This window comes from Halomonas sp. PBN3, assembly GCF_000475415.1.
Classification (GTDB): domain Bacteria; phylum Pseudomonadota; class Gammaproteobacteria; order Pseudomonadales; family Halomonadaceae; genus Halomonas; species Halomonas shengliensis.
On sequence record NZ_AXCA01000185.1, the window covers coordinates 65,327 to 88,769 of the forward strand.

The window sequence follows — 23,443 nt, forward strand, 5'->3', positions numbered from 1 at the left end:
ACACCCTGTCGATATCTAGGAAAAAACCGGTTGCGTCCTACGCGAAGTAGGCAGCACGCCTCGGCGGCCCCGTCCGTTCGGGCGGGGCCGGCTCAAGGGGCGTGGATCAGTCGTCGGCGCTGGCCACGGCCTGGTAGCCATCGGCGTCGAGCAGGTCGTCGAGCTGCGCGGCGTCCGCGACGCGGACCTTCATGATCCAGCCGTCCTCGTAGGGCGACTCGTTGAGGGTCTCGGGCGCATCCTCGAGGGCCTCGTTGACGGCGATGATCTCGCCGGCCACGGGCGCATAGAGGTCGGAGGCGGCCTTGACCGACTCGACCACGCCGAACTCCTCCTTCAACTCGAGGCTGCGACCGACCTCGGGCAGTTCGACGAAGACCACGTCGCCCAGCGCCTCCTGGGCGTGGTCGCTGATGCCGATGGTCACGGTGCCGTCGCCGTTGTCGAGGACCCACTCGTGGCTTTCGGCGTAACGCAGGTTCGCGGGAATAGAGCTCATCGAGATTTCCTATAAGAAAAGAGTTTCCGGGCAGGGCGAATGCTACCGCCATTGGCGGCGTTTGGCGAGCCCGTCGCCCGCCGCCGTGGCAGCGCGGCGATGGCTCGCCATTCAGAGTGGCCCGCCGCGTCCGAGGCGTCCAGTCCCCCGCGGCATTCTCCCCGGCGGATTGCGGTGCTTCAGGCGACGCCGGGACCGGTATGGCGGCGCGGAGGCTGCCGGGCAGGACGCGACGCGGTGAAGGCGCTATGCTGCTTCGGTGTGGCACGCCTCGCGCCCGGGCGAGTTTCGCATCGGAAACTCGGCTGTCCCTGGCAGGCAGCAGGGTTGAAGATGCGTCGTTCGTCTGGGTGGCCGCATGGCCATCGAATCCGCTATGTTACGCGGGCCTGTGCTGTGGTTCCTGCGTTCGTCTTGCCAGATCATGGTGGATCGTTCGGCAGACGCGACACTCGGCGGCCCGGCCGTCGCGGGGAGCCAGGGCGCACAACAACAAACCGCTTAGGGAGATTCACGTGGAAACCTTGAACAGTATCTTCGGCGCCATCAACGGCCTGGTATGGGGGCCGGTGATGCTCATCCTGCTGCTGGGGGTGGGCCTCTACCTGCAGGCCGGACTGAAGCTGATGCCGATCCGCAAGCTCGGCGAGGGCTTCAAGCTGATGTGGCAGGGCCGTGACGGCAAGCACACGCCGGATGGCAAGACCAAGGGCGACGATGACGGCGAGATCTCGCCCTTCAACGCCCTGATGACGGCGCTCTCCGCCACCATCGGCACCGGCAACATCGCCGGCGTGGCCACCGCCATTGCCCTGGGGGGGCCTGGCGCGGTGTTCTGGATGTGGATCACGGCCCTGGTGGGCATGGCCACCAAGTTCTCCGAGGCCGTGCTGGCGGTGCGCTACCGCGAGACCGACAGCACCGGCTACCACGTCGGCGGGCCGATGTTCTACATCAAGAACGGCCTGGGACGTAAGTGGCTGTGGCTGGGCGGCGCCTTCGCCTTCTTCGGGGCGGTGGCGGCCTTCGGGATCGGCAACACCGTGCAGTCCAACTCCGTGGCCGACGCCCTGGACAGCACCTTCGGGCTGCCCCACTGGGTGACCGGCGTGGTGATCATGGTGCTGGCCGGGGCGGTGATCCTGGGCGGCATCAAGCGTATCGCCAAGGTGGCGGGCAAGCTGGTGCCGATCATGGGTATCGCCTATGTGAGCGCCGGCCTGATCGTGCTGGCCATCAACGCCGGCCAGATCGGTGACGCCTTCGGCATGATCTTTTACTACGCCTTCAACCCCCATGCCGCGGTCGGTGGCTTCGCCGGTGCGGCGGTGATGGCGGCCATCCGCTTCGGCGTGGCGCGTGGGGTCTTCTCCAACGAGGCGGGCCTGGGCAGCGCGCCCATCGCCCACGCCGCGGCGCAGACCAAGAACCCGGTGCGTCAGGGCCTGATTGCCATGCTCGGCACCTTCATCGACACCATCATCGTCTGCTCCATCACCGCCCTGGTGATCCTCACCGCCGGCGTCTGGGAGACCGGCGAGGCGGGTGCCTCGCTCACCGCGCTCTCCTTCGACGCGGCGCTGCCGGGCATGGGTAACGAGGTGGTATCGCTGGCGCTGGCGGTGTTCGCCTTCACCACCATCCTGGGCTGGTCCTTCTACGGCGAGAAGTGCTTCCAGTTCCTGTTTGGTACCCGCTCCATCATGCTCTATCGGGTGCTGTTCGTGCTGGCGATCCCGCTGGGTGCCCTGGCCAACCTGGGCTTCATCTGGCTGATGGCCGACACCTTCAACGCCATGATGGCCATCCCCAACCTGATCGCCCTGGCGCTGCTTTCGCCGGTGGTGTTCAAGCTGGCCCGAGCCTACTTCAACGGTGAGGACGTGCTGCCGGGCGAGGAGCTGGATCACGACAAGTCGTGATGCTCCGCTCGCCATGACGGCCGAAGAGGCGCCCCGCGGGGCGCCTCTTCTCGTCTGGGCCCCTCAGGGCGCACGGCCAGAGGCCCATGCGGACGAGGCCGGTGTCATATCCTTAAATATACCGTTATCCTTCTCGTTAAAACCGACACAGGCATCGACTGGCGGAAACCGGAAAGGGATCAGCGCTCGGTCGACCGCCCCAGGAGCACCCGACGGAAGGTCAGGCTGATGCGCAGGCCCGGCAGCCGACGCGGCAGCAGGGCGTGCTGCAGGCGTGCCTGGACCCCAGGTCCCATCACCAGCAGGCTGCCATGGGGCAACCAGACATTGAACGCTGGCGCCTCGCGGTGGCGCCAGCGGAAGCGCAGCGGTCGCTCGGCGCCGAGACTCACCGCGGCGATCACGGGGTCCGGGCCGAGCTCGGGCTCGTCGTCGCTGTGCCAGCCCATGCGCTCCTCGCCATCGGCGTAGCGATTGAGCAGCACGCTGTTGAAGCCGGTGGCGATGCCGGCGTCGGCGAGCCGTGCCTCGAGGCGGCGGCGGAGCGCGACGATCGCCGGCTCCCATGGAGAGGGGGCGAAGGCGCGTCCCGAGTAGCGGTAGCGGGCCTCGGGGTCGCCCATCCACAGCTGGCGCCGCGGGATGGGGTGCTCGCGTCCATAGAGGCGCAGGGTGGGCCGCTCCCAGGCCAGCCCCCGGTCCAGGTGGTGGAGTAGGCGGTCGGCCTCGTCAGCGCTCAGCAGCGCCGGGATGAGCCACAGGGGCGGGTCGTCGAGCAGGGTCTCCAGCATGGGACGAGGATGCCACGCCCCGGGTCACCCTGCCAGCCACAGGCTGAGGCCGGCGAAGCCCAGGCCCAGCAGCCCGCCGGCCAGCACGTCGCTGGCATAGTGCAGCCCTAGGGCGACGCGGGAGAGGGCGATCAGCACGACCAGGGGCAGCAGCCAGGGTGCCAGCCAGGGCAGGTGGCTGGCTGTGAGCAGCAGGAACATCACCGCATGCATGGTGTGCCCACTGGGGAAACTGTAACGATCCCGGGCCGGCGCCTCGCGACTGACGTTGCCGACAAAGGTGATGAAGGGTCGCTCGCGGCACAGGCGGGTCTTGAGCAGGCGGTAGACGCCGATGGCGAGCAGGGCGGTGACAGCGTACTGCAGCAGGTATTGCCAGCCCCGTTCGGGCTGCAGCAGCGGCTGGGCGGCGATCAGCGCCACCCAGGCGGGCCAGTCGCCCAGGCCGCTGGCCAGGCGCAGGGTGGCGAGCCAGGGCCGATAGAGGTTGTAGCGCGCCAGGCGGCGGCACAGCTGCCACTCGATCAGGTCCAGGCGCTCAAACACGGCAGGGGGCAGGGCTCGCATGGCATCTCTCCCGGGCATCCTCGAGGGTGGCGATGAAGGTATCGGCGATGGCGGGCCAGCCAAGGCCCAGTGCCCGCTGGCGGGCGGCGCGGCCGATCCGGGCCCAGCGCGCCGGTTCCTGGCACAGCGCCACCGCGGCCTCGCGGAAGGCGTCGCTATCACCGGGCGGCAGGGCCAGGCCGTCGTGGCCAGGGTCGATGAGCTCGGCGCCGGCCGCATGGGCGAAGGCGATGGCCGCCAGGCCGCTGGCCATGGCCTCGGGCAGCACGTTACCCCAGGTCTCCGAGAGCGAGGGGAACAGGAAGAGGTCGGCGCTGGCGTAGTAGCGCGGCAGGTCCTCGGGCGTCACGAACCCGGGGAAGTGGGCGTCGGGCAGGCTGCGGGCCAGGGCCCGCCGGGAGGGCCCATCGCCGACGATCACCAGGCGCAGATCGGGGCGCGCGGCGCGCATCGCCAGGCAGGTGTCGCGGAGCAGGTCGAGGTTCTTCTCTGGGGCCAGGCGGCCGACGTAGAGGGCGATGGGGGTGTGGGGATCGGCGCCCAGCTCACGGCGCAGCGCCTCGTCCCGCCGGTCGGGCGAGAAGCGCTCGGCGTCGATGCCGCGTGCCATGGTGCCAAGCCCCCGGAAGCCGCGTGCGGCGAGTCGGTCGGCCAGTGCCAGGGTGGGTACCAGGGTGGCCGCGCTGCGATTGTGGAAGGTTCGCAGGTGCCGCTCCACCAGCGGGGCGAGCCACGCCACGCCATAGTCGCGGCAGTAGTGGTCGAAGTTGGTGTGCCAGCCCGCCACCGTGGGCACCCCCAGGCGCCGGGCGATGCGTTGCGCGGACCAGCCCAGGGGGCCCTGGGTGGCCAGGTAGACCACGTCGGGCCGCGACACCTGCCACAGCCGTGCGATGCGCCGTCCGGCGGGTAGCCCGAGGCGCACCTGGCGATAGCCCGGCACGCCGAGCCCAGCCACCTGCAGCTCCTGCGCCACGCCGGCCGCCCTGGCGGGGATGGGCGGTCGGGGCCGGACCAGCTGCAGGTCATGGCCGCGGGCGACCAGCGCCTCGCTCAGTTGCCCCAGGGTATGGGCGACCCCGTTGATCTCGGGGGCCCAGGTCTCGCTGACCACACAGAGTCGCATCGTCATCCTCGTCGCCATCGGGGCTTCGCGCCCGGTAGCTCCTCAGGATGGGCAGGGGGGATGACCGGCAGGCGACCAACCCATGACGGTTCGGTGTCAACGCAGCACGCGGCGCGGGTCCACCGGCTTGCCGCCGTGGCGCAGGTCGAAGAGCAGGTCATGGCGCTGGGTGGCGTTGCTGTAGCCCACCTCGCAGAGGGGGGTGCCCCTTGTCACGGCGCTGCCGTCGGCGACCAGCAGCCTCTCGCAGAGGGCGTAGACGCTCTGCAGGTTGTCGGGGTGATGGACGATCACCACCTGGCCGAGCTGGCGCATGCTGCCGGCGAAGCGGACGTCGCCATCGGCCACCGCCCTGGCCCGAGCGCCCGCCTGGGTGGCCAGCAGCATCGGCTGCAGGGTGCCGCGGCTGTCGGTGCCGTAGGCGCGCACCACGCGATAGTCCTCCAGCGGCCAGGGCCAGCGCCGGGAGGAGGCGGGCAGGTCGCCGGGGTCGGGCCGGTTCGCCGAGGGGGAGGGGCGCGAGGTGGGGCGAGAGGCGCCGTCGGCCACGCTGCGCCGGGGCGAGGCGGACGGCGACCCGCCCAGGGGGACGCTGATCAGCTGGCCCACCGCCAGCCGGGTGGGGGTGACCCCGGGATTGGCCGCCTGCAGGCGCGAGGCGCGGGTCTTGAAGCGCCGCGCGATGCTGGAGTAGGTGTCGCCGGGGCGCACCTGGTAGCGGTAGGGGCCGCCGGAGGGGGCGCGCTCGCGGTGCGTGGGCATCAGCAGGAGCTGGCCCACGGCGAGGCGGCGAGCGTCCACCCCGGGGTTGAAGCGCTGCAGGCGCTCCAGCGGCACGCCGGCCTCGCGGGCCAGCTCGCCGAGGGTGTCGCCGCGCTGCACGACCACCCAGCCGCCGCTGCGTGCCGCCTGGGCGGCGTCACGGGTGGCGCGCTCCGTCGACGGGGAGGCGCAGCCGGCCAGCATCAGCAGCAGGCCGATCAAAAGCGCGAGAGTTGCTCGTCCTTCTGGTGCCACAGCGCGTTGATCCATGCGTGGAAGCGTTCCTTGTCGCCGGGGTTGTCCTGGTAGTCGCTGCCGGGCATCCACGCCTCCACCGGCAGTCGGCGGGCCCGCATCACGATGCGCCCCTCGCGCCCGCACAGGTAGCCCCAGAAGGTGGGGGCCGGATTGTCGTAGTGCAGGGTGACATCGAGGATGCCGGCGAGCTGGTCGCCGAGCAGGCCGAGGACCTGGGCGACCCCGCCGGCGCGGGGGCGCAGCAGGTGGTGGTAGGGCGAGGCCTGGGCGTCATGCTTGGCCGGGGTAAAGCGGGTGCCCTCCACGAAGTTGAAGATGGCGATAGGCACCTCCCGGGCGCGCTCGCACATGCGCTCGGTCGCCTCCTGGTCGCGGCGGGCGAGAGGGGGGTGGCGGGCGCGCTGCGCGGCGGTCATGCGGCGCATGAAGGGAAACTCCAGCGCCCACCAGGCGAGCCCCACGATGGGGATCCAGATCAGCTGGCGCTTGAGGAAGAAGCGCGGCATGGGGATGCGCCGGTGCAGGGCGAAGAACAGCACGAAGATGTCGGTCCAGCTGCGGTGGTTGGAGAGCACCAGCCAGCCCTGCCGGCGGGAGAGGCCCTCCGGCACCTCGATCTCCAGCTGTGGCCTGAGCCAGCGGCGCATCCACCACAGGTTGAGGCCGATCCAGTTGAGGGCGATGGCATTGAGCACCCGGAGCACCGCCAGGCGCGGGCGGTGCCCGGGGGTGACCAGCTTCACCAGCGTCATCGCCAGCAGGGGCAGGCCCCACACCAGGGTAGTCAGGGTGAGCAGCAGCAGGCTGACGATGCCCCTGAGGGTCGACATGCCGATCTCCATGGGTTGTCGAGGAAATGCCGGCAATGCTAAAGGATCGTCCGACGGCTGCCCAGCGGTGGCGGCCAACGCCCGGTGCCAACGCCGCCAGCCAGGCGGCGATCGCGAAGGCGCCAGGGAAGGCTATAAGGGGGCAAGGCCAGGGCTATGCCTCACTGGGCGTGCCCAGGGTGTCGACGATCACCTCGCGCAGCGCCAGGGCGGAGGTGGAGAGCTCACCCTGCACCAGGATGCCCACGTCGCGTTCGATCACCGGCCCCTCCAGGGGCAGGCAGCGGGCGCCCAGCTCCTCCATCTGGCGGCGACACAGCGAGGGCACAGCGCTCACCCCGAGGCCGCTGGCCACCATCCGCCCCACGGTGGCCAGCTGGTGGCTCTCGAAGGCGGTGGGCAGGCGCATGCCCTCGGCGGTCAGTTGCTGCTCCAGCAGGCGGCGTACCATGGAGGGGCGCTGCAGGGCGATGAAGTCGCGGGTCAGCAGGGTCGCCCAGGCGAGCCGGGCGTGCCCCGCCAGCAGCGAGTCCGGTGGCACCACGGCGACGAAGCAGTCGCGGAACAGCGGGGTGAAGGCCAGGCTGCCGCTGGCCTCGGGCTCGAAGGCGATGCCCAGCTCCACCTGGCGGTTGCGTACCATCTCGATCACCTGCTCGTTGATTACGTCGTGCACCGTGACGTTGATGCGCGGGTAGCGGCTGCGGAACGCCATCAGCGCCGGCGGCAGCAGGGTGCCGGCGAAGGAGGGCATGGCCGCGACCCCCAGGCGACCCATCTGCAGGGTGAAGCGCTGGCGCATCAGCTCCTCGGTGTTGTCCCACTCGGCCAGCAGCTGCTTGGCCAGCGGCACCAGCGACTCCCCTTCGGGGGTAAGGCGCACGCTGCGGGTGCTGCGTGTCAGCAGGCGGCCACCGAGGCTCTCCTCGAGCCCCTTGATGGCTAGGCTCAGCGCTGGCTGGGAGAGGTGCAGGTGTTCGCAGGCCTGGGTGAAGCTCAGGGTCCTGGCGACGGCGAGGAAGGCACGCAGCTGCTTGACGGTCATGATGCCTCCCGGCGACCTACGACGAAGGTGTAATTAATAAGTCTGCCCGATCAAACGATAAGAAAAACAAACTTAACAAATATATCGTGCGGGACAACACTGGGGCGACGTTACCACCTCGACCCGGTATCCTTTCCGGGGTATGCAGTCCCGAGACCTTCATCCACAAGAACACGAGGCGCCCTATGGCCGGATTCGACAAGCGCGTTAACTCCTACGAAGAGGCGATGGCAGGCATTGACAGCGGCATGACCGTCGCTGCCGGTGGCTTCGGCCTCTGCGGCATCCCCGAGAACCTGATCGCCGAGATCAAGCGGCTCGGGGTCAAGGATCTCACCGTCATCTCCAACAACTGCGGCGTGGACGGCTTCGGCCTGGGCCTGCTGCTGGAGGACAAGCAGATCTCGCGCATCTACGCCTCCTACGTGGGCGAGAACGCCCTCTTCGAGCAGCAGATGCTCAACGACGAGATCGAGGTGATCCTCACCCCCCAGGGCACCCTGGCCGAGAAGATGCGCGCCGGCGGCGCCGGGATCCCCGCCTTCTACACCGCCACCGGCTACGGCACGCCGATCGGCGAGGGCAAGGAGGTGCGCGAGTTCAACGGCCGCCACTACATCCTCGAGGAGGCGTTCCACGCCGACTTCGCCATCGTCAAGGGGTGGAAGGCCGACCGCTACGGCAACGTGATTTATCGCGACACCGCCCAGAACTTCAACCCGCTGGCGGCCACCTGCGGCAAGATCACCGTAGTGGAGGTCGAGGAGATCGTCGAGCCGGGCGAGCTCAAGCCGGACCAGATCCACACCCCGGGGATCTACGTCGATCGTATCATCCAGGGCTCCTTCGAGAAGCGCATCGAGAAGCGCACCGTGCGCGAGGCGTGATCCCCCCCGCGGCAAGCGTTTCTCAACGATCGTTTCTTACCGAACAAAGAGGCAACAAGATGGCACTGACTCGCGAACAGATGGCAATGCGCGTGGCGCGTGAGCTGGAAGACGGCTTCTACGTCAACCTCGGCATCGGCATTCCCACCCTGGTGGCCAACTACGTCCCCGACGGCATCGACGTCATGCTGCAATCCGAGAACGGTCTGTTGGGCATGGGGCGCTTCCCCACCGAGGCGGAGGTCGACCCGGACATGATCAACGCCGGCAAGCAGACCGTCACCGCTCGTCCCGGCGCGGCGATCTTCGACTCCGCGGAATCCTTCGCCATGATCCGCGGCGGCCACGTCGACCTGACCGTGCTGGGCGCCTTCGAGGTCGACCAGAACGGCAACATCGCCTCCTGGATGATTCCCGGCAAGCTGATCAAGGGCATGGGCGGTGCCATGGACCTGGTGGCCGGCGCGGAGAACATCATCTGCACCATGACCCACGCCTCCAAGCATGGCGAGTCCAAGCTGCTGGAGAGCTGCAACCTGCCGCTGACCGGCGCCGGCTGCATCAACCGGGTGCTGACCGACCTCGCCTACCTGGAGATCAAGGATGGCGCCTTCCACCTCAAGGAGCGCGCCCCGGGCGTCTCTGTCGAGGAGATCCGGACGCTGACCGCCGGCAAGCTGGTGGTGCCGGACCATGTGCCGGAGATGACCTTCGACTGAGTCTCGCGGCTCCCGCCATGGGACCCCGTGAACGCCAGCGGCCCGGACGACTGTCCGGGCCGCTGGCGTTTGGGGCCATCATCGAGCGACCCGCCACTTTGCCGCCTCGCGGCTGGCGATTCGCTGACCATCCGGCGCCAGGGCCTGCGGCATCGGGGGCGCACGGGGATGTTGCACAGCGTTATCCACAGATTCTGTGGATAGCGATCATGATAGCTCGCAGCGAGTGTGATGTGGCAGCAGCAGCTCCACCGCGCGCTCCTGGTTGGCGCTGACCGCCTTCTGCACCAGCGCCAGGCCGCCGGTCTCGATGCGGTGCTCGTCGCCCTCGGCGAAGGGCAGGCGTCGCGAGCCGGTCGGGTAGAAGCGGTAGTCGAGCAGGGGCGATACCGGGAAGAGGCCATGATGGCGGTCGTCGGTGCCGGCGAAGCCGGCTTGCTCGAGGCCCTCGTCGAGGCGCGTCAGGGCGTCGCCCAGACGCTGGCAGTCATAGCCCACGTGGTGCAGCCGTGGTCCGTTGACCGCCAGCAGCGCCGCCAGCGGGTGGGCCTGGTAGAGCGCCTGGTAGGTGGCCCAGTCGGGCATCGGCCAGGGGCGGCCGCGGCACAGCCGGTTGGGGCCGCGGTGGGCCGTCTCGCTGGCTTGGTTGACCAGCGCCTCGAGCCGCTCCCGCGGGGCCCTGGCCAGGGTGCCCAGCTGCAGTTCGGCCACCACCAGCCAGGGGCCCTCGTCGGGACCGGCCAGCAGGTTGACCAGCAGGCCACGGTCGGCCATAGCATGGCGGTGGCGGACGCGATAACCGAAGTGTTCTAGGGAGGGGAGCAGGGCATCCATGCCGTGATGGCGATGGTTGAGGGTCAGCAGCGCCAGGTACTCGGCGGGGGCGTCGACCGGCCATAGCCGCAGGCCGCCGATCTCCGGGTGCTGGTGAACGAAATCCAGCCACAGCTGCTGGATGAACTCTTCCCTCTGCATCGAACTTCCTTCCCTTGTCGTCGAGACTGGCGGGAAGTATAGGCAGCCTGGGCAGAGAGCCTTTCAACGCCACGACCACGCAGCCGGGCGGTCGGGATCAGTGGGGCTGGGCAGCGGCCATCAGGTCGTGGTCGCGCACATACTGGTCGAACTCGGAGAAGCCGCCGATGGGGGTGTCGTCGAGGAACACCTGGGGCACGGTGTGCACCGGCTTACCCACCTTGGCGGTGAGGTCGGCCTTGGTCAGCCCCTCGGTCGGCATGTCGACATAGCGAAAGCCGTCGATGGCGCCGGCGGCCTCGAGGCGTTGGGCGAGGTCCTTGGCGAAGACGCAGAAGGGGCAGCCGGGGCGGCCGTAGAGGGTCACGAACATGGGCTCTCCTTGCGCACGCGGCGCATGAAAATGGACGTGGGGCCTATTGTCGGTGATCCGCCGCCCTGAGGCCAATAGGGGCTGTCGAGGCCGGCCATTGGCAGGCGCTATCGCGTCGCCGGCGCAGCCCGGGTCAGGGCGCTGCGAGCTCGCCGGCGTCAGCGCGGCGCAACAGCTCGCCCAGTTCGGCATGGATGCCGGGGCTCGACACCAGCAGGTTGTGGCCGAAGAGCGCGGGGGGAATGCCCTTGGGGCAGGGGTAGAGGTGGCCGACCCGCGCGCCCGCCTCGGCGGCGATCAGCCAGCCGGCGGCGAAGTCCCAGGGCGAGACGCTCTCGTAGTAGGCATCCAGCCGCCCGCACGCTACGTCGCAGAGGTCGAGGGCCGCGGAGCCGTTGCGGCGCACGTCCTGGCAGTGGTCCAGCACGGCCGCCAGGCGGCGCAGCAGGGGCGGGCGGCTGTCGCGGCGATAGGGGAAGCCGGTGGCCACCAGGCTGCGCCCGAGCTCGCGGCGGCGGCTGGCATGGATCGGCGCGTCGTTGCACCAGGCGCCCTCGCCGCGGATCGCGGTGAAGGTCTCCTCAAGGAAGGGGGCGTGGACCACCCCGAGGCGGGTCTCACCATCCACCAGGAAGGCCATGGAGACCGCCACATGGTGCAGGCCGTGGGCGAAGTTGACGGTGCCGTCGATGGGGTCCACCACCCAGAGTGGCCCGCTGGCGGCCAGGTCGCCCTTGTCCGGGGCCAGCTCCTCGCTGAGGCGCGCCTCGCCGGGGAAGGCAGCCTCCAGCCGCTCGGCGATATGGCGGTCCACCGCCACGTCGATGTCGGTGACCAGCTCCTGCCCTCCCTTGTAGCGGCGGCCGAAGTCCTGGTGGCGGCGGGCGTGGCGGATCCGCTCGCCGGCCTCCCGCGCGATCTCGAGGACGATGGCGAGACGCTCGGTGTCGTTCATGGGCACTCTCCGGGGCGGTGGCTATGGCGACAGCCTAACAGCTCGGGCAGCGCTTCGGCAGGGCGGCTGGGCCCTCGCCGAGAGACTCCCTATACTGGCGCGATTCGTCGCCGAGGAGAGAGCCATGCATGCCCTGACGCCCGAGCAGTACCGTCGGCTGCGAGACCTGGCCCGCGCCTGGACTGCCGCCCACCAGCGCGAGGCCAAGGCCGCGCCCCACTTCAACCCGCGCCTGGCCGCCGATGCCCTCTGTTTCCAGTGCTACCGCCTGCCCGAGCATGGCGAGCAGCTGGTGGGGGCCCTGGTGACGCCGCTGTCGCTGTGGCTGGTGATGCTGCCCGCCGAGGAGGCGGCACCGGGTCCCGAGCCTGGCGCGCGGACCACCCTCACGCTGCCCTCCGGGCGCTACCCGCTGGAGGCCGTTGCCCTGGGCGATTCGCTCTCCTGCTGGCGCCTGGTGCTGCTGGATGACCTGGCCGACCTCGACAGCCGCCAGGCCGCCAGCCGCCTGGCCCAGCGGCTGATGGAGCGCGTCATGGCGCCGGCAGAGGAGGCGGCGTCTGGGCCGCCCGAGGGCGAGCCGGGCTGAGTCCGGCCGTCGCCGAGGTGGCGCGGGCGACCGCCTGCGCCTTATGCTGGGCGCGCGGTTGTCCCGTCAACGTGAATCGAACAAGGAGTCGTCCATGTCAGGTACCGTCACCCCCCGCGTCGCCCTCGTCACCGGCACCAGCAGCGGCATCGGCGAGGCAGTGGTGCGCCACTTCTGCTCGCTGGGCCACCAGGTGCTGGCCGTGGACTTCAACCCGGCAGGCCAGGAGGTCGCTGAGCAGGCGGGGGCCGCCTTCTTCCAGGCCGACCTGACCGACGGCGAGGCCTGCAAGGCGGCCGTGGCGGAGGCGGTCAAGCGCTTCGGCCGGGTGGATATCCTGGTCAACAACGCCGGCATCCAGCACGTCTCGCCCATCGAGGCGTTCCCCGAGGCGAAGTGGCGCCAGATCATCGACCTGATGCTGACCGCCCCCTTCCTGCTTACCCAGGCGGCCTGGCCCTCCATGCGCGAGAACGGCTGGGGGCGCATCGTCAACATCGCCTCGGTCCACGCCCAGGTGGCCTCGCCGGGCAAGTCGGCCTACATCAGCGCCAAGCACGGCATGATCGGCCTGACCAAGACCGCCGCGCTGGAGGGGGGCGCCCAGGGTATCACCGCCAACGCCATCTGCCCGGCCTACGTGAAGACGCCGCTGGTGGACAACCAGATCGCCGACCAGGCCAGGCTGCACAGCATGCAGGAGCAGGAGGTGATCGAGCAGATCATGCTCAAGAACGCCGCCGTCAAGCGTCTGATCGAGCCCGCCGAGGTGGCCGAGCTGGTGGCCTACCTCGCCTCCGACGCCGCCGGCGCCGTCACCGGCGCCAGCTGGAACATCGACCTGGGGTGGACGGCGCAGTAAGCGCCGTCGGCCAGCGGCACGCCACAGGGAGCCAGCGGCAAGGAACCCCTTGATGCCTCGCTCCTTGCCCCTTGTTCCTAGCGTCTCACCGGCCGCTTCTGCAGCTTGCGCTGCAGGGTGCGCCGGTGCATCCCCAGGGCGCGGGCGGTGGCCGAGATGTTGCCGTCGTGTTCCTGCAGCACCTTCTGGATATGCTCCCAGGCGATGCGGTTGATGGAGGGGGGCTGTTCGGCCACCTCGGTCTCCGGGTCGCCGGCATCCTTGTCGAAGGCGGCCAGCACCTCGTCGGCATCCGCCGGCTTGCACAGGTAGTTCACCGCGCCCAGCTTGATCGCCTCCACCGCGGTGGCGATGCTCGAGTAGCCGGTGAGGATCACCACGCGACACGCGGGCACCACCTCGAGCAGTTCGGGCAGCAGCTTGAGGCCGGACTCGTTCTCCAGCTTGAGGTCGAGGGTGGCCAGCGTCGGCCGGTGCTGGCGTGCCAGGGAGAGCGCCTCCTGGGCATCGCGCGCCACCACCACCTCGTAGCCGCGGCGCGTCATGGCGCGGTCGAGCACGTGGCAGAACATCTCGTCGTCATCGATGATCAGCAGGCGTTCGGGCGTCTCTTGCATGGGACTCTCGCACGGTTGGGGTTCAGTTGGCGGCGGCGCTGCGCGGCAGCACCACCTCGGTGAGGGTGCCGCCCTCCGGGTGATTGTAGAGGCTGACGCCGCCGCCGAAACGGTTGATGGTGGCGTGGGTCAGGAACAGCCCGATGCCCATGCCCTTGCTCTTGGTGGAGACGAAGGTCTCGCCGAGCTGGTCGGCGATGGAGAGGGCCACCCCGGGGCCGTGGTCGCGGATGTCGATCACCACCTCCTCGTCGTGCCAGTCCAGGCGGATGGCGATGTCGTCGGGGTTGGCGTCGGCGGCGTTGTTGAGCAGGTTGGTTAGCGCCTGCTCCAGCGTGGTGTCCACCGCCAGCCAGGGGCGGCCGCGGTGCTCGGCCACCTCCAGCCGGTGGCTGACGTCCGGACGCAGCACCAGCCAGCGCTGTACCAGGCCCGCCAGCCACACCTCGGCGTCCTCGATGCGCGGTTCGCCCATGCGCCGGCGGTCGGCGCTCTCCACCAGCTCCTGCAGGCGGCGCTTGCAGGTGTCGACCTGGCGGCGCAGCAGTTCGATGTCCTTCTGCAGCATGGGGTTTTCCGTGGCCTCCTCGCGCATCTCGGCGAGCAGCACCGCCATGGTGGAGAGCGGGGTGCCCAGCTCGTGGGCGGTGCCGGCGGCCTGGGTGGCCACCGCCAGCACCTGCTCGTTGCGCAGCGCCGCCTCGCGGGTGCGCGACAGGGCCTGCTCCCGGCTGCGTAGGGCGTGGGCCATCTTGTAGATGAAGAAGGTCACCAGCCCCGCGGAGAGGGCGAAGTTGAGCCACATGCCGAGCACGTGCAGGTTGAGCCCGGTGCTGCCGGCATGGCCGCCGGTGAGCTGGGGGACCGGCTGGTGGAAGGCGAGCAGGGTGCTGTAGCCGACCATGGAGGTGGCGGCGATGATCCAGGCGCAGCGCCAGGGCAGGGTGGCCGCGGCGATGGTCACCGGCACCAGGTAGTAGGTGATGAAGGGGTTGCTGGCGCCACCGGTGAAGTAGAACAGTAGCGTCAGCCCGGCGACGTCGGCCAGCAGGTGCAGCAGGTACTCGTCGTCGCTGACGGCGCGGTGGCGGCCCAGGCGCCACCAGGTGGCCAGGTTGATCAGCGCCATCGCCAGCACCACGCCGATCACCGCGGTGACCCGCAGCTGGAAGCCGAGCACCTCGACGCCGAAGATGATGGCGGCGAGGAAGCCGGTCCAGGTGATACCGCGCACGATGGTCAGGCGCACCAGGTTGCGGTTGGGGGTGGAGAGGGGCAGCGGCTGGGTGACTGGCATGGTGACTCCCGGTTCTGGACCTCCATCATAGCGCGACGCTGCCAGCCGTTGGGCGCGGCGGCCTACATTTCGGCCCCGCGAGGGCGTAGAATGCCGCCATCGCGCCATGCGGCCATCACTCACGCACCGCCCCGGTGCCACGACGACGAACCCCCATCGATGTCAGACGCCACCCTGGCCCGAGAAGTCGGGCTGAGAAGAACCTTCGCCATCATTTCGCACCCCGATGCGGGCAAGACCACCATCACCGAGAAGATGCTGCTGTTCGGGAACGCCATCCAGCTGGCCGGCTCGGTGAAGAGCAAGCGCGATGACCGCCACGCCACTTCCGACTGGATGAAGATGGAGCAGGAGCGCGGCATCTCGGTGACCACCTCGGTGATGCAGTTCCCCTACGGCGGACGCATCGTCAACCTGCTCGACACCCCCGGCCACGAGGACTTCTCCGAGGACACCTACCGCACCCTCACCGCGGTGGACTCGGCCCTGATGGTGATCGACGGCGCCAAGGGTGTCGAGGCGCGGACCATCAAGCTGATGGAAGTGTGCCGGCTGCGCACCACGCCGATCCTGACCTTCGTCAACAAGATGGACCGCGACATCCGCGATCCCATCGAGGTGATGGACGAGGTCGAGGAGGTGCTGAACATCCAGTGCGCGCCGATGACCTGGCCGATTGGCATGGGGCGCCACTTCAAGGGGGTCTACCACCTCTACAACGACGTGATCCACCTCTATACCCAGGGGCAGGGCAGCCGCATCCCGGATGATCGGCGCATCGAGGGGCTCGACAGCCCCGAGGTGGACGAGGTGCTGGGCGAGGAGCAGGCCGAGGAGCTGCGCATGGAGGTGGAGCTGGTGCGCGGCGCCTCCCACGCCTTCGACCACGACGCCTACCTGCGCGGCGAGCTGACCCCGGTCTACTTCGGTACCGCCATGGGCAACTTCGGCGTGCGCGAGATGCTCGACGGCTTCGTCGAGTATGCCCCGCCGCCCCAGCCCCGCGAGACCGACACCCGCACGGTGAAGGCCGATGACGACCGCTTCACCGGCTTCGTGTTCAAGATCCAGGCCAACATGGACCCCAACCACCGCGACCGCATCGCCTTCCTGCGGGTCTGCTCGGGCAAGTACGAGAAGAACATGAAGATGCGCCACGTGCGCATCGGCAAGGACGTCAAGATCGCCGACGCCCTCACCTTCATGGCCTCGGACCGCTCTCAGGTGGAGGAGGCGTGGCCCGGCGACATCATCGGCCTGCACAACCACGGCACCATCCAGATCGGCGATACCTTCACCCAGGGCGAGGACATGCGCTTCACCGGCATCCCTCACTTCGCCCCCGAGCTCTTCAAGCGCGTGCGCCTCAAGGACCCGCTAAAGATGAAGGCGCTGCAGAAGGGGCTGCAGCAGCTCTCCGAGGAGGGCGCCACCCAGGTCTTCATGCCGCTGGACAACAACGACCTGATCCTCGGCGCCGTGGGTACCCTGCAGTTCGACGTGGTCGCCCACCGCCTCAAGGAGGAGTACAAGGTCGAGGCGGTCTACGAGGGGGTGAACGTCTACACCGCCCGCTGGGTCTACTGCGACGACGCCAGGAAGCTCGAGGAGTTCAAGCGCAAGGCCAGTAACAACCTGGCCATCGACGGCGGCGGCTACCTGACCTACATCGCCCCCACGCGCGTGAACCTGCAGATGACCCAGGAGCGCTGGCCGGAGATTCGCTTCCAGCCTACCCGCGAGCACTGATAGCTTGGCGGTATGTCGCCGGATCGCTCGTGGCTGATCCGGCGGCGGGCTCTTCGAGGAGGCGCTGTGAACCCCTCCCTGGGCGCTACCGATGCCATCCCTGGCATAGGACCTCCTCTTCGGCCCGCCCCCGGCGCCCCTCGCTTTGAGCGCTTAGCAAGGCTGGTGTGCTTTCCTTGCTCCTTGCTCCTTGCTTCTTGTAGCTTGTGTCCATGCTGATCGACGCCCACTGCCATCTGGACTTCCCCGACTTCGATGCCGACCGCGAGGCGGTGTTCGAGCGGGCCAGGAGCGTGGGCGTCGCGCATTTCGTGGTGCCGGGCACGACCCGCCGGCGCTGGTCCGGCGTGCTGGCGCTGGCGGGGCGGGACGACGTCAGCGTCTGCCTGGGGCTGCACCCGTACTTCATGAAGGAGCACGCCGAGGGCGATATCGAGGCGCTGGTGCAGGCGCTCGACGAGCCCCCGGAGGCGCTTGCGCCGAGGGTGGTGGGAGTCGGTGAGTGCGGCATCGATGCCCGTTTCGGCGACACACTGGATGACCAGTGGCGCCTCTTCGACGCCCAGCTGCGGATCGCCAAGGCACGCAGGCTGCCGGTGGTGATCCACTGCGTGCGCGCCAACGACCGGGTCGCCAAGCGCCTGCGCCAGCTGGCGTTGCCCGCCGGTGGGCTGATTCACGCCTTCGCCGGCTCCCCGGAGCAGGCCGGCAAGTTCCTCGACCTCGGCTTCGTCGTCGGCCTGGGTGGGGCGGTGACCTTCGCACGGGCGAAGCGCCTGCACCGGGCGGTGACACACCTGCCCGATGACGGCTTTGTGCTGGAGACCGACAGCCCCGACATGCCCCTTGCCGGCCATCAGGGGGAGCGCAACGAGCCGGCCCGGGTGGCCGAGGTGTGTCGGGTCGTCGCCGAGCTACGTGGGCAGGCACCTGCGGCGGTGGCGGGGGCCAGCACCGCCACCGCCCGTCGGCTGTTCGGGCTCTGAAGGCGCTGGGGCTCAGGCGCCGCCGGCCAGGCTCTCGGGATCCAGGCGCTCGATGGGGTAGGGCAGCTTCAGCGGCTTGAGCCGCTGGCCCGACACCGTCAGCGGGCCGAGGTCCTCCTTGGTGCTCAGCACCGCCAGGATCTCCGCCTGGTCGTAGGCGTCGAGCTCGGCGGCGACCACCTCGCCGACCGCCTTGCCCTCGGCCGTCTCCACCGGGCTGCCTAGCGCGGGGAGCTCGCTTCCCTCCAGCTGGGCACGCGCCAGGCGGCGCTTCACCTGGCCCCGGAAGTGCGCACGCGCCACCACCTCCTGGCCGGTGTAGCAGCCCTTCTTGAAGCTGATGCCGCCCAGCGCCTCCCAGTTGAGCATCTGGGGCAGCAGGGCGTCGCGATGGGTCGGCGTGAGCCACGCCAGGCCCGCCTGGATGTCGTGGAGGGACCAGACGGCGTTGCCCACCGGCGTGGCCTGCTCGGCGAGGCGCGACCAGGCCTCGGCCGTCTTTGCCTCGGGAAGCAGGGCGAGCAGCCTTGGCCGCGGGCCGGGGTGGGCGAGCAGCTGGGCCTCGCCATCCCCGGCCTGGTGCCAGGGCGCCGGCGGGGCGATCGCCAGGCGCGCCTCCGCCACGGCCGCCGCCTCCTGGCCGATCAGGCCGATCAGCGCCAGGTCGTCGCGCGGGGTCAGCTCGACCTGGTAGAAGGGGGCGAACTTCTTCAGGTGCTCGGCCAGCGAGTCCACCAGCCCTCGGTGCAGCAGCAGCCGGTAGTGGCCCTCGGCGACGCGCAGCAGCTGGGCGTTGGCCAGCATGCGTCCCTTGGGGGTACAGAAGACGGTCAGGGGGGCCAGGTCGCCATCCACCAGGCCGAGCTGGGCGCTGGTCTGGCCCTGCAGGAAGCGCTCGGCGTCGGCGCCGACCACGTCGAGCACGCCCAGGTGCACCAGCGGCGTCACCACCGTGGCGTCCAGCGCCGTGCGCGCCGGCGCCGGAGTGTCGAACGCGATGCGGTCATCGGCCTCCTGCCGTCCGCCCAGGGCGGTGATCCAGTCTTGCATGGGGTGCCTCGTCGTCTTGGGGAACTCCCTTTCTTATGCGGGCGGAGATGCGACATTGCAACCGCTGTGTGCCCTGCGTGCCCATGCTAGACTCGGCCCTTCACCCATGCCAGGCAAGCGGGGAGTCGCGCGATGGCCAGTCAGTCATTGAGCTTCAAGGGCGTCACCGACGCCGACCAGGTCAACCGCATCACCACGGCGCTGATGATGCTCGACGGTGTCGACAGCGTGGAGGTGGGGCGCCACGGCGCCGAGGTGGAAGGGCGCGTGCGCCGCGAGGCGCTGGTCAAGGCGATCGAGGCCCTGGGGCTGCCGATCGAGGTCAAGTGAGCAGGGAAAATCCGCATGCAGAAGCGCATTGAGATCCAGAGCGTTCGCAACCATATCTACCGCCAGCGGGTCGAGCTGGACGGCTTCGAGGACCTCTTCGTCGACGTCCCCGAGGCCTACGGCGGCGAGGGTAGTGCCCCCGATCCCCATGACTATTTCGACCTCTCGCTGGGCGCCTGCAAGGCGATCACCTCGATGATGTACGCCCGGCGCAAGAAGTGGCCGCTGGAGGGCATCAGCGTCACGGTGCATCGCGACGACAGCGCGGAGCGCCACGGCACCTACCGCCTCGACGTGGCGATGACCTTTCACGGCATCAGCGACCCAGAGCAGGTCGCCCGCCTCGAGGAGATCAGCCACAAGTGCCCCATCCACCGGCTGATGACCAGCGCCACGGTGGAGGTGAGCACCCGCGCCGTGACCCCGGCCTGACCGGGAGCGTCCCCCTGCGGCGGCCCTCGGCGTTGCCGCCCCTGACCGGAGAGTAAGCGGAGAGCCCATGAGCAAGCCCTTTCGCCTCGCCTCGAAGTTCCAGCCCGCCGGCGACCAGCCGACGGCGATCGCGGGCCTGGTGAATGGCCTGGAGGCGGGCCTCGCCCACCAGACCCTGCTCGGCGTGACGGGCTCCGGAAAGACCTTCACCATGGCCAACGTGGTGGAGCGCCTGCAGCGCCCCACCATCGTCATGGCCCCCAACAAGACCCTGGCAGCGCAGCTCTACGGCGAATTCAAGGCGTTCTTCCCCGACAACGCCGTGGAGTACTTCGTCTCCTACTACGACTACTACCAGCCCGAGGCCTATGTGGCGTCGTCGGACACCTTCATCGAGAAGGACGCCTCCATCAACGACCACATCGAGCAGATGCGCCTCTCCGCCACCAAGGCGCTGCTGGAACGCCGCGACGCCCTGATCGTGGTCTCGGTGTCGGCGATCTATGGCCTGGGCGACCCCGACCAGTACCTGAAGATGCGCCTGCACTTCACCCGCGGCGAGCTGATCGACCAGCGCAAGTTCCTGCGCCGCCTGGCGGAGCTGCAGTACACCCGCAATGACATGGACTTCAAGCGCGGTACTTACCGGGTGCGCGGCGATGTCATCGACATCTTCCCGGCCGACGCCGAGGACGAGGCGGTGCGGGTGGAGCTGTTCGACGACGAGATCGACTCGATCCGGCTGTTCGACCCGCTCACCGGCGAGGTGCGAGGCGAGGTGCCGCGGATGACCGTCTACCCCAAGTCGCACTACGTGACGCCCCGGGAGACCATCCTTGGCGCCATCGACCAGATCAAGGCGGAGCTCGCCGAGCGGCTCGCCTGGCTCAGGCAGCACGAGCGGCTGGTGGAGGCCCAGCGCCTGGAGCAGCGCACCCTCTATGACATCGAGATGATGCTCGAGCTGGGCTACTGCAACGGCATCGAGAACTACTCCCGCTACCTCTCGGGGCGCCACCCCGGTGAGCCGCCGCCCACCTTCTTCGACTACCTGCCCGACGATGCGCTGCTGTTCATCGACGAGAGCCACGTCAGCGTTCCCCAGGTGGGGGGCATGTACAAGGGCGACCGCTCGCGCAAGGAGACCCTGGTGGAGTACGGCTTCCGGCTGCCCTCGGCGCTGGACAACCGCCCCATGAAGTTCGAGGAGTGGGAGGCGATCTGCCCCCAGACGATCTTCGTCTCGGCGACACCGGGCCCCTACGAGGCCGAGCATGCCGGCCAGGTGGTGGAGCAAGTGGTGCGTCCCACCGGCCTGCTCGACCCCGAGCTCGAGGTGCGCCCGGCCACCACCCAGGTGGACGACCTGCTCTCCGAGATCCGCCTGCGTGCCGAGGTCGGCGAGCGGGTGCTGGTCACCACCCTCACTAAGCGCATGGCGGAGGACCTCACCGAGTACCTGGACGAGCACGACGTGCGGGTGCGCTACCTGCACTCCGACATCGACACCGTGGAGCGGGTGGAGATCATCCGCGACCTGCGGCTGGGCAAGTTCGACGTGCTGGTGGGGATCAACCTGCTGCGCGAGGGGCTTGACATCCCCGAGGTCTCGCTGGTGGCGATCCTCGATGCCGACAAGGAGGGCTTCCTGCGCAACGAGCGCTCGTTGATCCAGACCATCGGCCGCGCCGCCCGCAACGCCCATGGCAAGGCGATCCTCTATGCCGACCGGGTCACCGACTCCATGCGCCGTGCCATGGAGGAGACCGAGCGCCGCCGCGCCAAACAGATTGCCTTCAACGAGGAGCACGGCATCACCCCGCAGACGGTGACCCGCTCGGTGGCGGACATCCTTGAGGCGGCTCAGACCCCGGGCAAGAAGGGCAAGGGGCGCCGCGGCGAGCGCAAGGTGGCCGAACCGGCCGGGGCCTACGCTCCCGCCGACCTCTCGCCCCAGGAGCTCGCACGCGAGCTGACCCGGGTCGAGGACGCCATGTTCGAGGCCGCCCAGAACCTCGAGTTCGAGGAGGCCGCGCGGCTGCGTGACCGGCTGCACGAGCTCAAGGAGCGACAACTGGCGCTGGGGGCGGTTTAGCCCGAGGGTGGTATGAGGACACCCAGATTTTATACCGTTATCTGGCTTCGCCAACACTCAGACGTAAGCCTTGGTGCGGCGCCGTGTCGGCAACGGAGCGGGTAGAGTATAATGCTCGCCGTTCGAACCCGCCATGCCGCCCCGGGGCCGTGCGGGCAAGCCGACCACGCCAAGGAGTCCCTTGCTGATGACCGTGATTCGCCAGGACGATCTGATCCAGAGCGTCGCCGATGCCCTGCAGTACATCTCCTACTACCACCCCAAGGACTTCATCGACGCCATGGCGGCGGCCTACGAGCGCGAGGAGAATCCCGCGGCCAAGGACGCCATCGCCCAGATCCTGATCAACTCGCGCATGTGCGCCATGGGCCACCGGCCGATCTGCCAGGACACCGGCATCGTCACCGTCTTCGTCCACGTGGGCATGAACGTCCAGTGGGACGCCGAGATGAGCCTGGACGACATGATCAACGAGGGCGTGCGCCGCGCCTACCAGCTGCCCGACAACGTGCTGCGTGCCTCGGTGCTGGCCGACCCTGACGGTGCCCGCAAGAACACCGGCGACAATACGCCGGCGATCATCCACCACAAGATCGTGCCCGGCGACACCGTCGAGGTGTTCGTGGCGGCCAAGGGGGGCGGCAGCGAGGCCAAGTCCAAGTTCGCCATGCTCAACCCCTCCGACAGCGTGGTCGACTGGGTGATGGAGCAGCTGCCCAAGATGGGGGCGGGCTGGTGTCCGCCCGGCATGCTGGGCATCGGCATCGGCGGCACCGCCGAGAAGGCCATGGAGATCGCCAAGGAGGCGCTGCTCGACCCCATCGACATCCAGGAGCTGCAGGCCCGTGGCGCCTCGAACCGCGCCGAGGAGCTGCGCCTGGAGCTCTACGACCGGGTCAACAAGAGCGGCATCGGCGCCCAGGGCCTGGGTGGCCTGACCACGGTGCTCGACATCAAGGTCAAGGACTACCCGACCCACGCCGCCAACAAGCCGGTGGCGATCATCCCCAACTGCGCCGCCACCCGCCACGCCCACTTCACCCTGGACGGCTCCGGCCCCGCGGCGCTGCCGGCACCCAGGCTCGAGGACTGGCCCGAGATCACCCGCGAGATGGGCGACAACGTCAAGCGCGTCGACCTCAACAGCATCACCCCCGAGGAGGTGCAGACCTGGCAGCCCGGCGACACCCTGCTGCTCAACGGCAAGCTGCTCACCGGTCGTGATGCCGCCCACAAGCGCATGGTGGACATGATCGCGAAAGGGGAGAGCCTCCCCGTCGATCTGAAGGGCCGCTTCATCTACTACGTGGGTCCGGTGGACCCGGTGGGTGACGAGGTGGTCGGCCCGGCCGGTCCCACCACCGCGACCCGCATGGACAAGTTCACCCGTACCATGCTGGAGGAGACCGGCCTGCTGGGCATGGTGGGTAAGGCCGAGCGCGGCCCGGCGGCCATCGAGGCGATCCGCGACAACAAGGCAGTCTACCTGATGGCGGTGGGCGGCTCCGCCTACCTGGTCGCCCAGGCGATCAAGAAGTCCCGCGTGGTGGGCTTCGAGGATCTGGGCATGGAGGCGATCTACGAGTTCGAGGTCGAGGACATGCCGGTGACCGTGGCGGTGGACAGCCAGGGCACCTCGGTGCACCAGACCGGTCCGGCCAAGTGGAAGGAGATCATCGCCGAGAGGGCGTGATCCCGTCGCTTCTGGCGCTACGGCGGCCCCGCCT

The 23,443-nt window shown here is 69.1% G+C and carries 24 protein-coding genes; 11 read left to right on the plus strand and 13 right to left on the minus strand.

All coding sequences use genetic code 11. The features are described 5' to 3' along the window. Nucleotides 1–106: 106 nt before the first annotated feature. Complete coding sequence (gene gcvH, locus Q673_RS32025) at nt 107–499, minus strand: glycine cleavage system protein GcvH (RefSeq protein ID WP_023006847.1); 393 nt, start codon at nt 497–499, stop codon at nt 107–109. Nucleotides 500–1,014: 515 nt separating this feature from the next. Here gcvH and Q673_RS32030 point away from each other — a divergent pair. After that, entirely contained in the window at nt 1,015–2,421 is a 1,407-nt protein-coding gene (locus Q673_RS32030) for an alanine/glycine:cation symporter family protein (protein WP_023006848.1), read from the plus strand. Nucleotides 2,422–2,600: 179 nt separating this feature from the next. Here Q673_RS32030 and Q673_RS32035 read toward each other — a convergent pair whose 3' ends face one another. The 6 genes from Q673_RS32035 to Q673_RS32060 form a co-directional block, all read right to left on the minus strand. Then, the gene (locus Q673_RS32035; protein ID WP_023006849.1) at nt 2,601–3,212 is read right to left on the minus strand and encodes an alpha-ketoglutarate-dependent dioxygenase AlkB family protein; all 612 of its coding nucleotides are present in this window, start codon (nt 3,210–3,212) and stop codon (nt 2,601–2,603) included. Between the two features lie 24 nt (nt 3,213–3,236). Next, the gene (locus tag Q673_RS32040; protein ID WP_023006850.1) at nt 3,237–3,779 is read right to left on the minus strand and encodes a phosphatase PAP2 family protein; all 543 of its coding nucleotides are present in this window, start codon (nt 3,777–3,779) and stop codon (nt 3,237–3,239) included. Beyond that, the gene (locus Q673_RS32045; RefSeq protein WP_023006851.1) at nt 3,751–4,905 is read right to left on the minus strand and encodes a glycosyltransferase family 4 protein; all 1,155 of its coding nucleotides are present in this window, start codon (nt 4,903–4,905) and stop codon (nt 3,751–3,753) included. Before Q673_RS32045 ends, Q673_RS32040 begins: the two co-directional genes overlap by 29 nt. 96 nt (nt 4,906–5,001) lie before the next feature. Continuing rightward, the gene (locus Q673_RS32050) at nt 5,002–5,937 is read right to left on the minus strand and encodes a LysM peptidoglycan-binding domain-containing protein (RefSeq protein WP_235048529.1); all 936 of its coding nucleotides are present in this window, start codon (nt 5,935–5,937) and stop codon (nt 5,002–5,004) included. Beyond that, on the minus strand, nt 5,886–6,755 hold the full coding sequence (locus Q673_RS32055) for an acyltransferase (protein WP_023006853.1): 870 nt from the start codon (nt 6,753–6,755) through the stop codon (nt 5,886–5,888). Before Q673_RS32055 ends, Q673_RS32050 begins: the two co-directional genes overlap by 52 nt. A gap of 154 nt (nt 6,756–6,909) precedes the next feature. Further along, a complete protein-coding gene (locus Q673_RS32060) occupies nt 6,910–7,800 on the minus strand; it encodes a LysR family transcriptional regulator (RefSeq protein WP_023006854.1) in 891 nt (296 codons plus the stop codon). A 185-nt stretch (nt 7,801–7,985) separates the two neighbouring features. Here Q673_RS32060 and Q673_RS32065 point away from each other — a divergent pair, with 185 nt between their 5' ends. Together Q673_RS32065 and Q673_RS32070 are read left to right on the plus strand one after the other, a co-directional pair. Continuing rightward, entirely contained in the window at nt 7,986–8,687 is a 702-nt protein-coding gene (locus tag Q673_RS32065; RefSeq protein ID WP_023006855.1) for a CoA transferase subunit A, read from the plus strand. 59 nt (nt 8,688–8,746) lie between these two features. Then, entirely contained in the window at nt 8,747–9,406 is a 660-nt protein-coding gene (locus Q673_RS32070; protein WP_023006856.1) for a CoA transferase subunit B, read from the plus strand. 207 nt (nt 9,407–9,613) lie between these two features. On the opposite strand, the gene Q673_RS32075 is transcribed toward Q673_RS32070, so the two are convergent. The 3 genes from Q673_RS32075 to Q673_RS32085 all read right to left on the minus strand — a co-directional run bounded on the left by Q673_RS32075 (nt 9,614) and on the right by Q673_RS32085 (nt 11,709). Further along, on the minus strand, nt 9,614–10,381 hold the full coding sequence (locus Q673_RS32075; RefSeq protein WP_023006857.1) for a hypothetical protein: 768 nt from the start codon (nt 10,379–10,381) through the stop codon (nt 9,614–9,616). Nucleotides 10,382–10,478: 97 nt separating this feature from the next. Next, nucleotides 10,479–10,754, minus strand: a complete 276-nt coding sequence (locus Q673_RS32080; protein WP_023006858.1) for a GrxA family glutaredoxin — start codon at nt 10,752–10,754, stop codon at nt 10,479–10,481. Between the two features lie 133 nt (nt 10,755–10,887). Beyond that, entirely contained in the window at nt 10,888–11,709 is an 822-nt protein-coding gene (locus Q673_RS32085) for an inositol monophosphatase family protein (protein ID WP_023006859.1), read from the minus strand. Nucleotides 11,710–11,833: 124 nt separating this feature from the next. Here Q673_RS32085 and hybE point away from each other — a divergent pair, with 124 nt between their 5' ends. Then, nucleotides 11,834–12,298: a [NiFe]-hydrogenase assembly chaperone HybE gene (gene hybE, locus Q673_RS32090; protein ID WP_023006860.1), complete on the plus strand. Its 465-nt coding sequence runs from the start codon at nt 11,834–11,836 to the stop codon at nt 12,296–12,298. A gap of 94 nt (nt 12,299–12,392) precedes the next feature. Beyond that, on the plus strand, nt 12,393–13,160 hold the full coding sequence (locus Q673_RS32095; protein WP_023006861.1) for a 3-hydroxybutyrate dehydrogenase: 768 nt from the start codon (nt 12,393–12,395) through the stop codon (nt 13,158–13,160). A gap of 77 nt (nt 13,161–13,237) precedes the next feature. Here the strand turns inward: Q673_RS32095 and Q673_RS32100 are convergent, their stop codons facing one another. After that, on the minus strand, nt 13,238–13,777 hold the full coding sequence (locus Q673_RS32100; RefSeq protein ID WP_023006862.1) for a response regulator transcription factor: 540 nt from the start codon (nt 13,775–13,777) through the stop codon (nt 13,238–13,240). Between the two features lie 22 nt (nt 13,778–13,799). Further along, nucleotides 13,800–15,074 (minus strand): ATP-binding protein, encoded by a 1,275-nt coding sequence (locus Q673_RS32105; RefSeq protein WP_023006863.1) that lies wholly within the window; start codon nt 15,072–15,074, stop codon nt 13,800–13,802. Between the two features lie 159 nt (nt 15,075–15,233). Here Q673_RS32105 and Q673_RS32110 point away from each other — a divergent pair, with 159 nt between their 5' ends. After that, a complete protein-coding gene (locus Q673_RS32110; protein WP_023006864.1) occupies nt 15,234–16,823 on the plus strand; it encodes a peptide chain release factor 3 in 1,590 nt (529 codons plus the stop codon). Between the two features lie 212 nt (nt 16,824–17,035). After that, nucleotides 17,036–17,809, plus strand: a complete 774-nt coding sequence (locus Q673_RS32115) for a TatD family hydrolase (protein WP_023006865.1) — start codon at nt 17,036–17,038, stop codon at nt 17,807–17,809. Between the two features lie 12 nt (nt 17,810–17,821). Here Q673_RS32115 and ygfZ read toward each other — a convergent pair whose 3' ends face one another. Then, complete coding sequence (ygfZ, locus tag Q673_RS32120; RefSeq protein ID WP_023006866.1) at nt 17,822–18,859, minus strand: CAF17-like 4Fe-4S cluster assembly/insertion protein YgfZ; 1,038 nt, start codon at nt 18,857–18,859, stop codon at nt 17,822–17,824. Nucleotides 18,860–18,991: 132 nt separating this feature from the next. Between ygfZ and Q673_RS32125 the strand changes: the two genes are divergently transcribed. The 4 genes from Q673_RS32125 to Q673_RS32140 all read left to right on the plus strand — a co-directional run bounded on the left by Q673_RS32125 (nt 18,992) and on the right by Q673_RS32140 (nt 23,409). Next, nucleotides 18,992–19,189 (plus strand): hypothetical protein, encoded by a 198-nt coding sequence (locus Q673_RS32125; protein WP_023006867.1) that lies wholly within the window; start codon nt 18,992–18,994, stop codon nt 19,187–19,189. A 15-nt stretch (nt 19,190–19,204) separates the two neighbouring features. Then, the gene (locus tag Q673_RS32130) at nt 19,205–19,621 is read left to right on the plus strand and encodes an OsmC family protein (RefSeq protein WP_023006868.1); all 417 of its coding nucleotides are present in this window, start codon (nt 19,205–19,207) and stop codon (nt 19,619–19,621) included. A gap of 67 nt (nt 19,622–19,688) precedes the next feature. Continuing rightward, nucleotides 19,689–21,716, plus strand: coding sequence for an excinuclease ABC subunit UvrB (uvrB, locus tag Q673_RS32135; protein WP_023006869.1), 2,028 nt, complete (start codon nt 19,689–19,691; stop codon nt 21,714–21,716). Between the two features lie 187 nt (nt 21,717–21,903). Continuing rightward, on the plus strand, nt 21,904–23,409 hold the full coding sequence (locus Q673_RS32140) for a fumarate hydratase (RefSeq protein WP_023006870.1): 1,506 nt from the start codon (nt 21,904–21,906) through the stop codon (nt 23,407–23,409). Nucleotides 23,410–23,443: the final 34 nt, after the last annotated feature.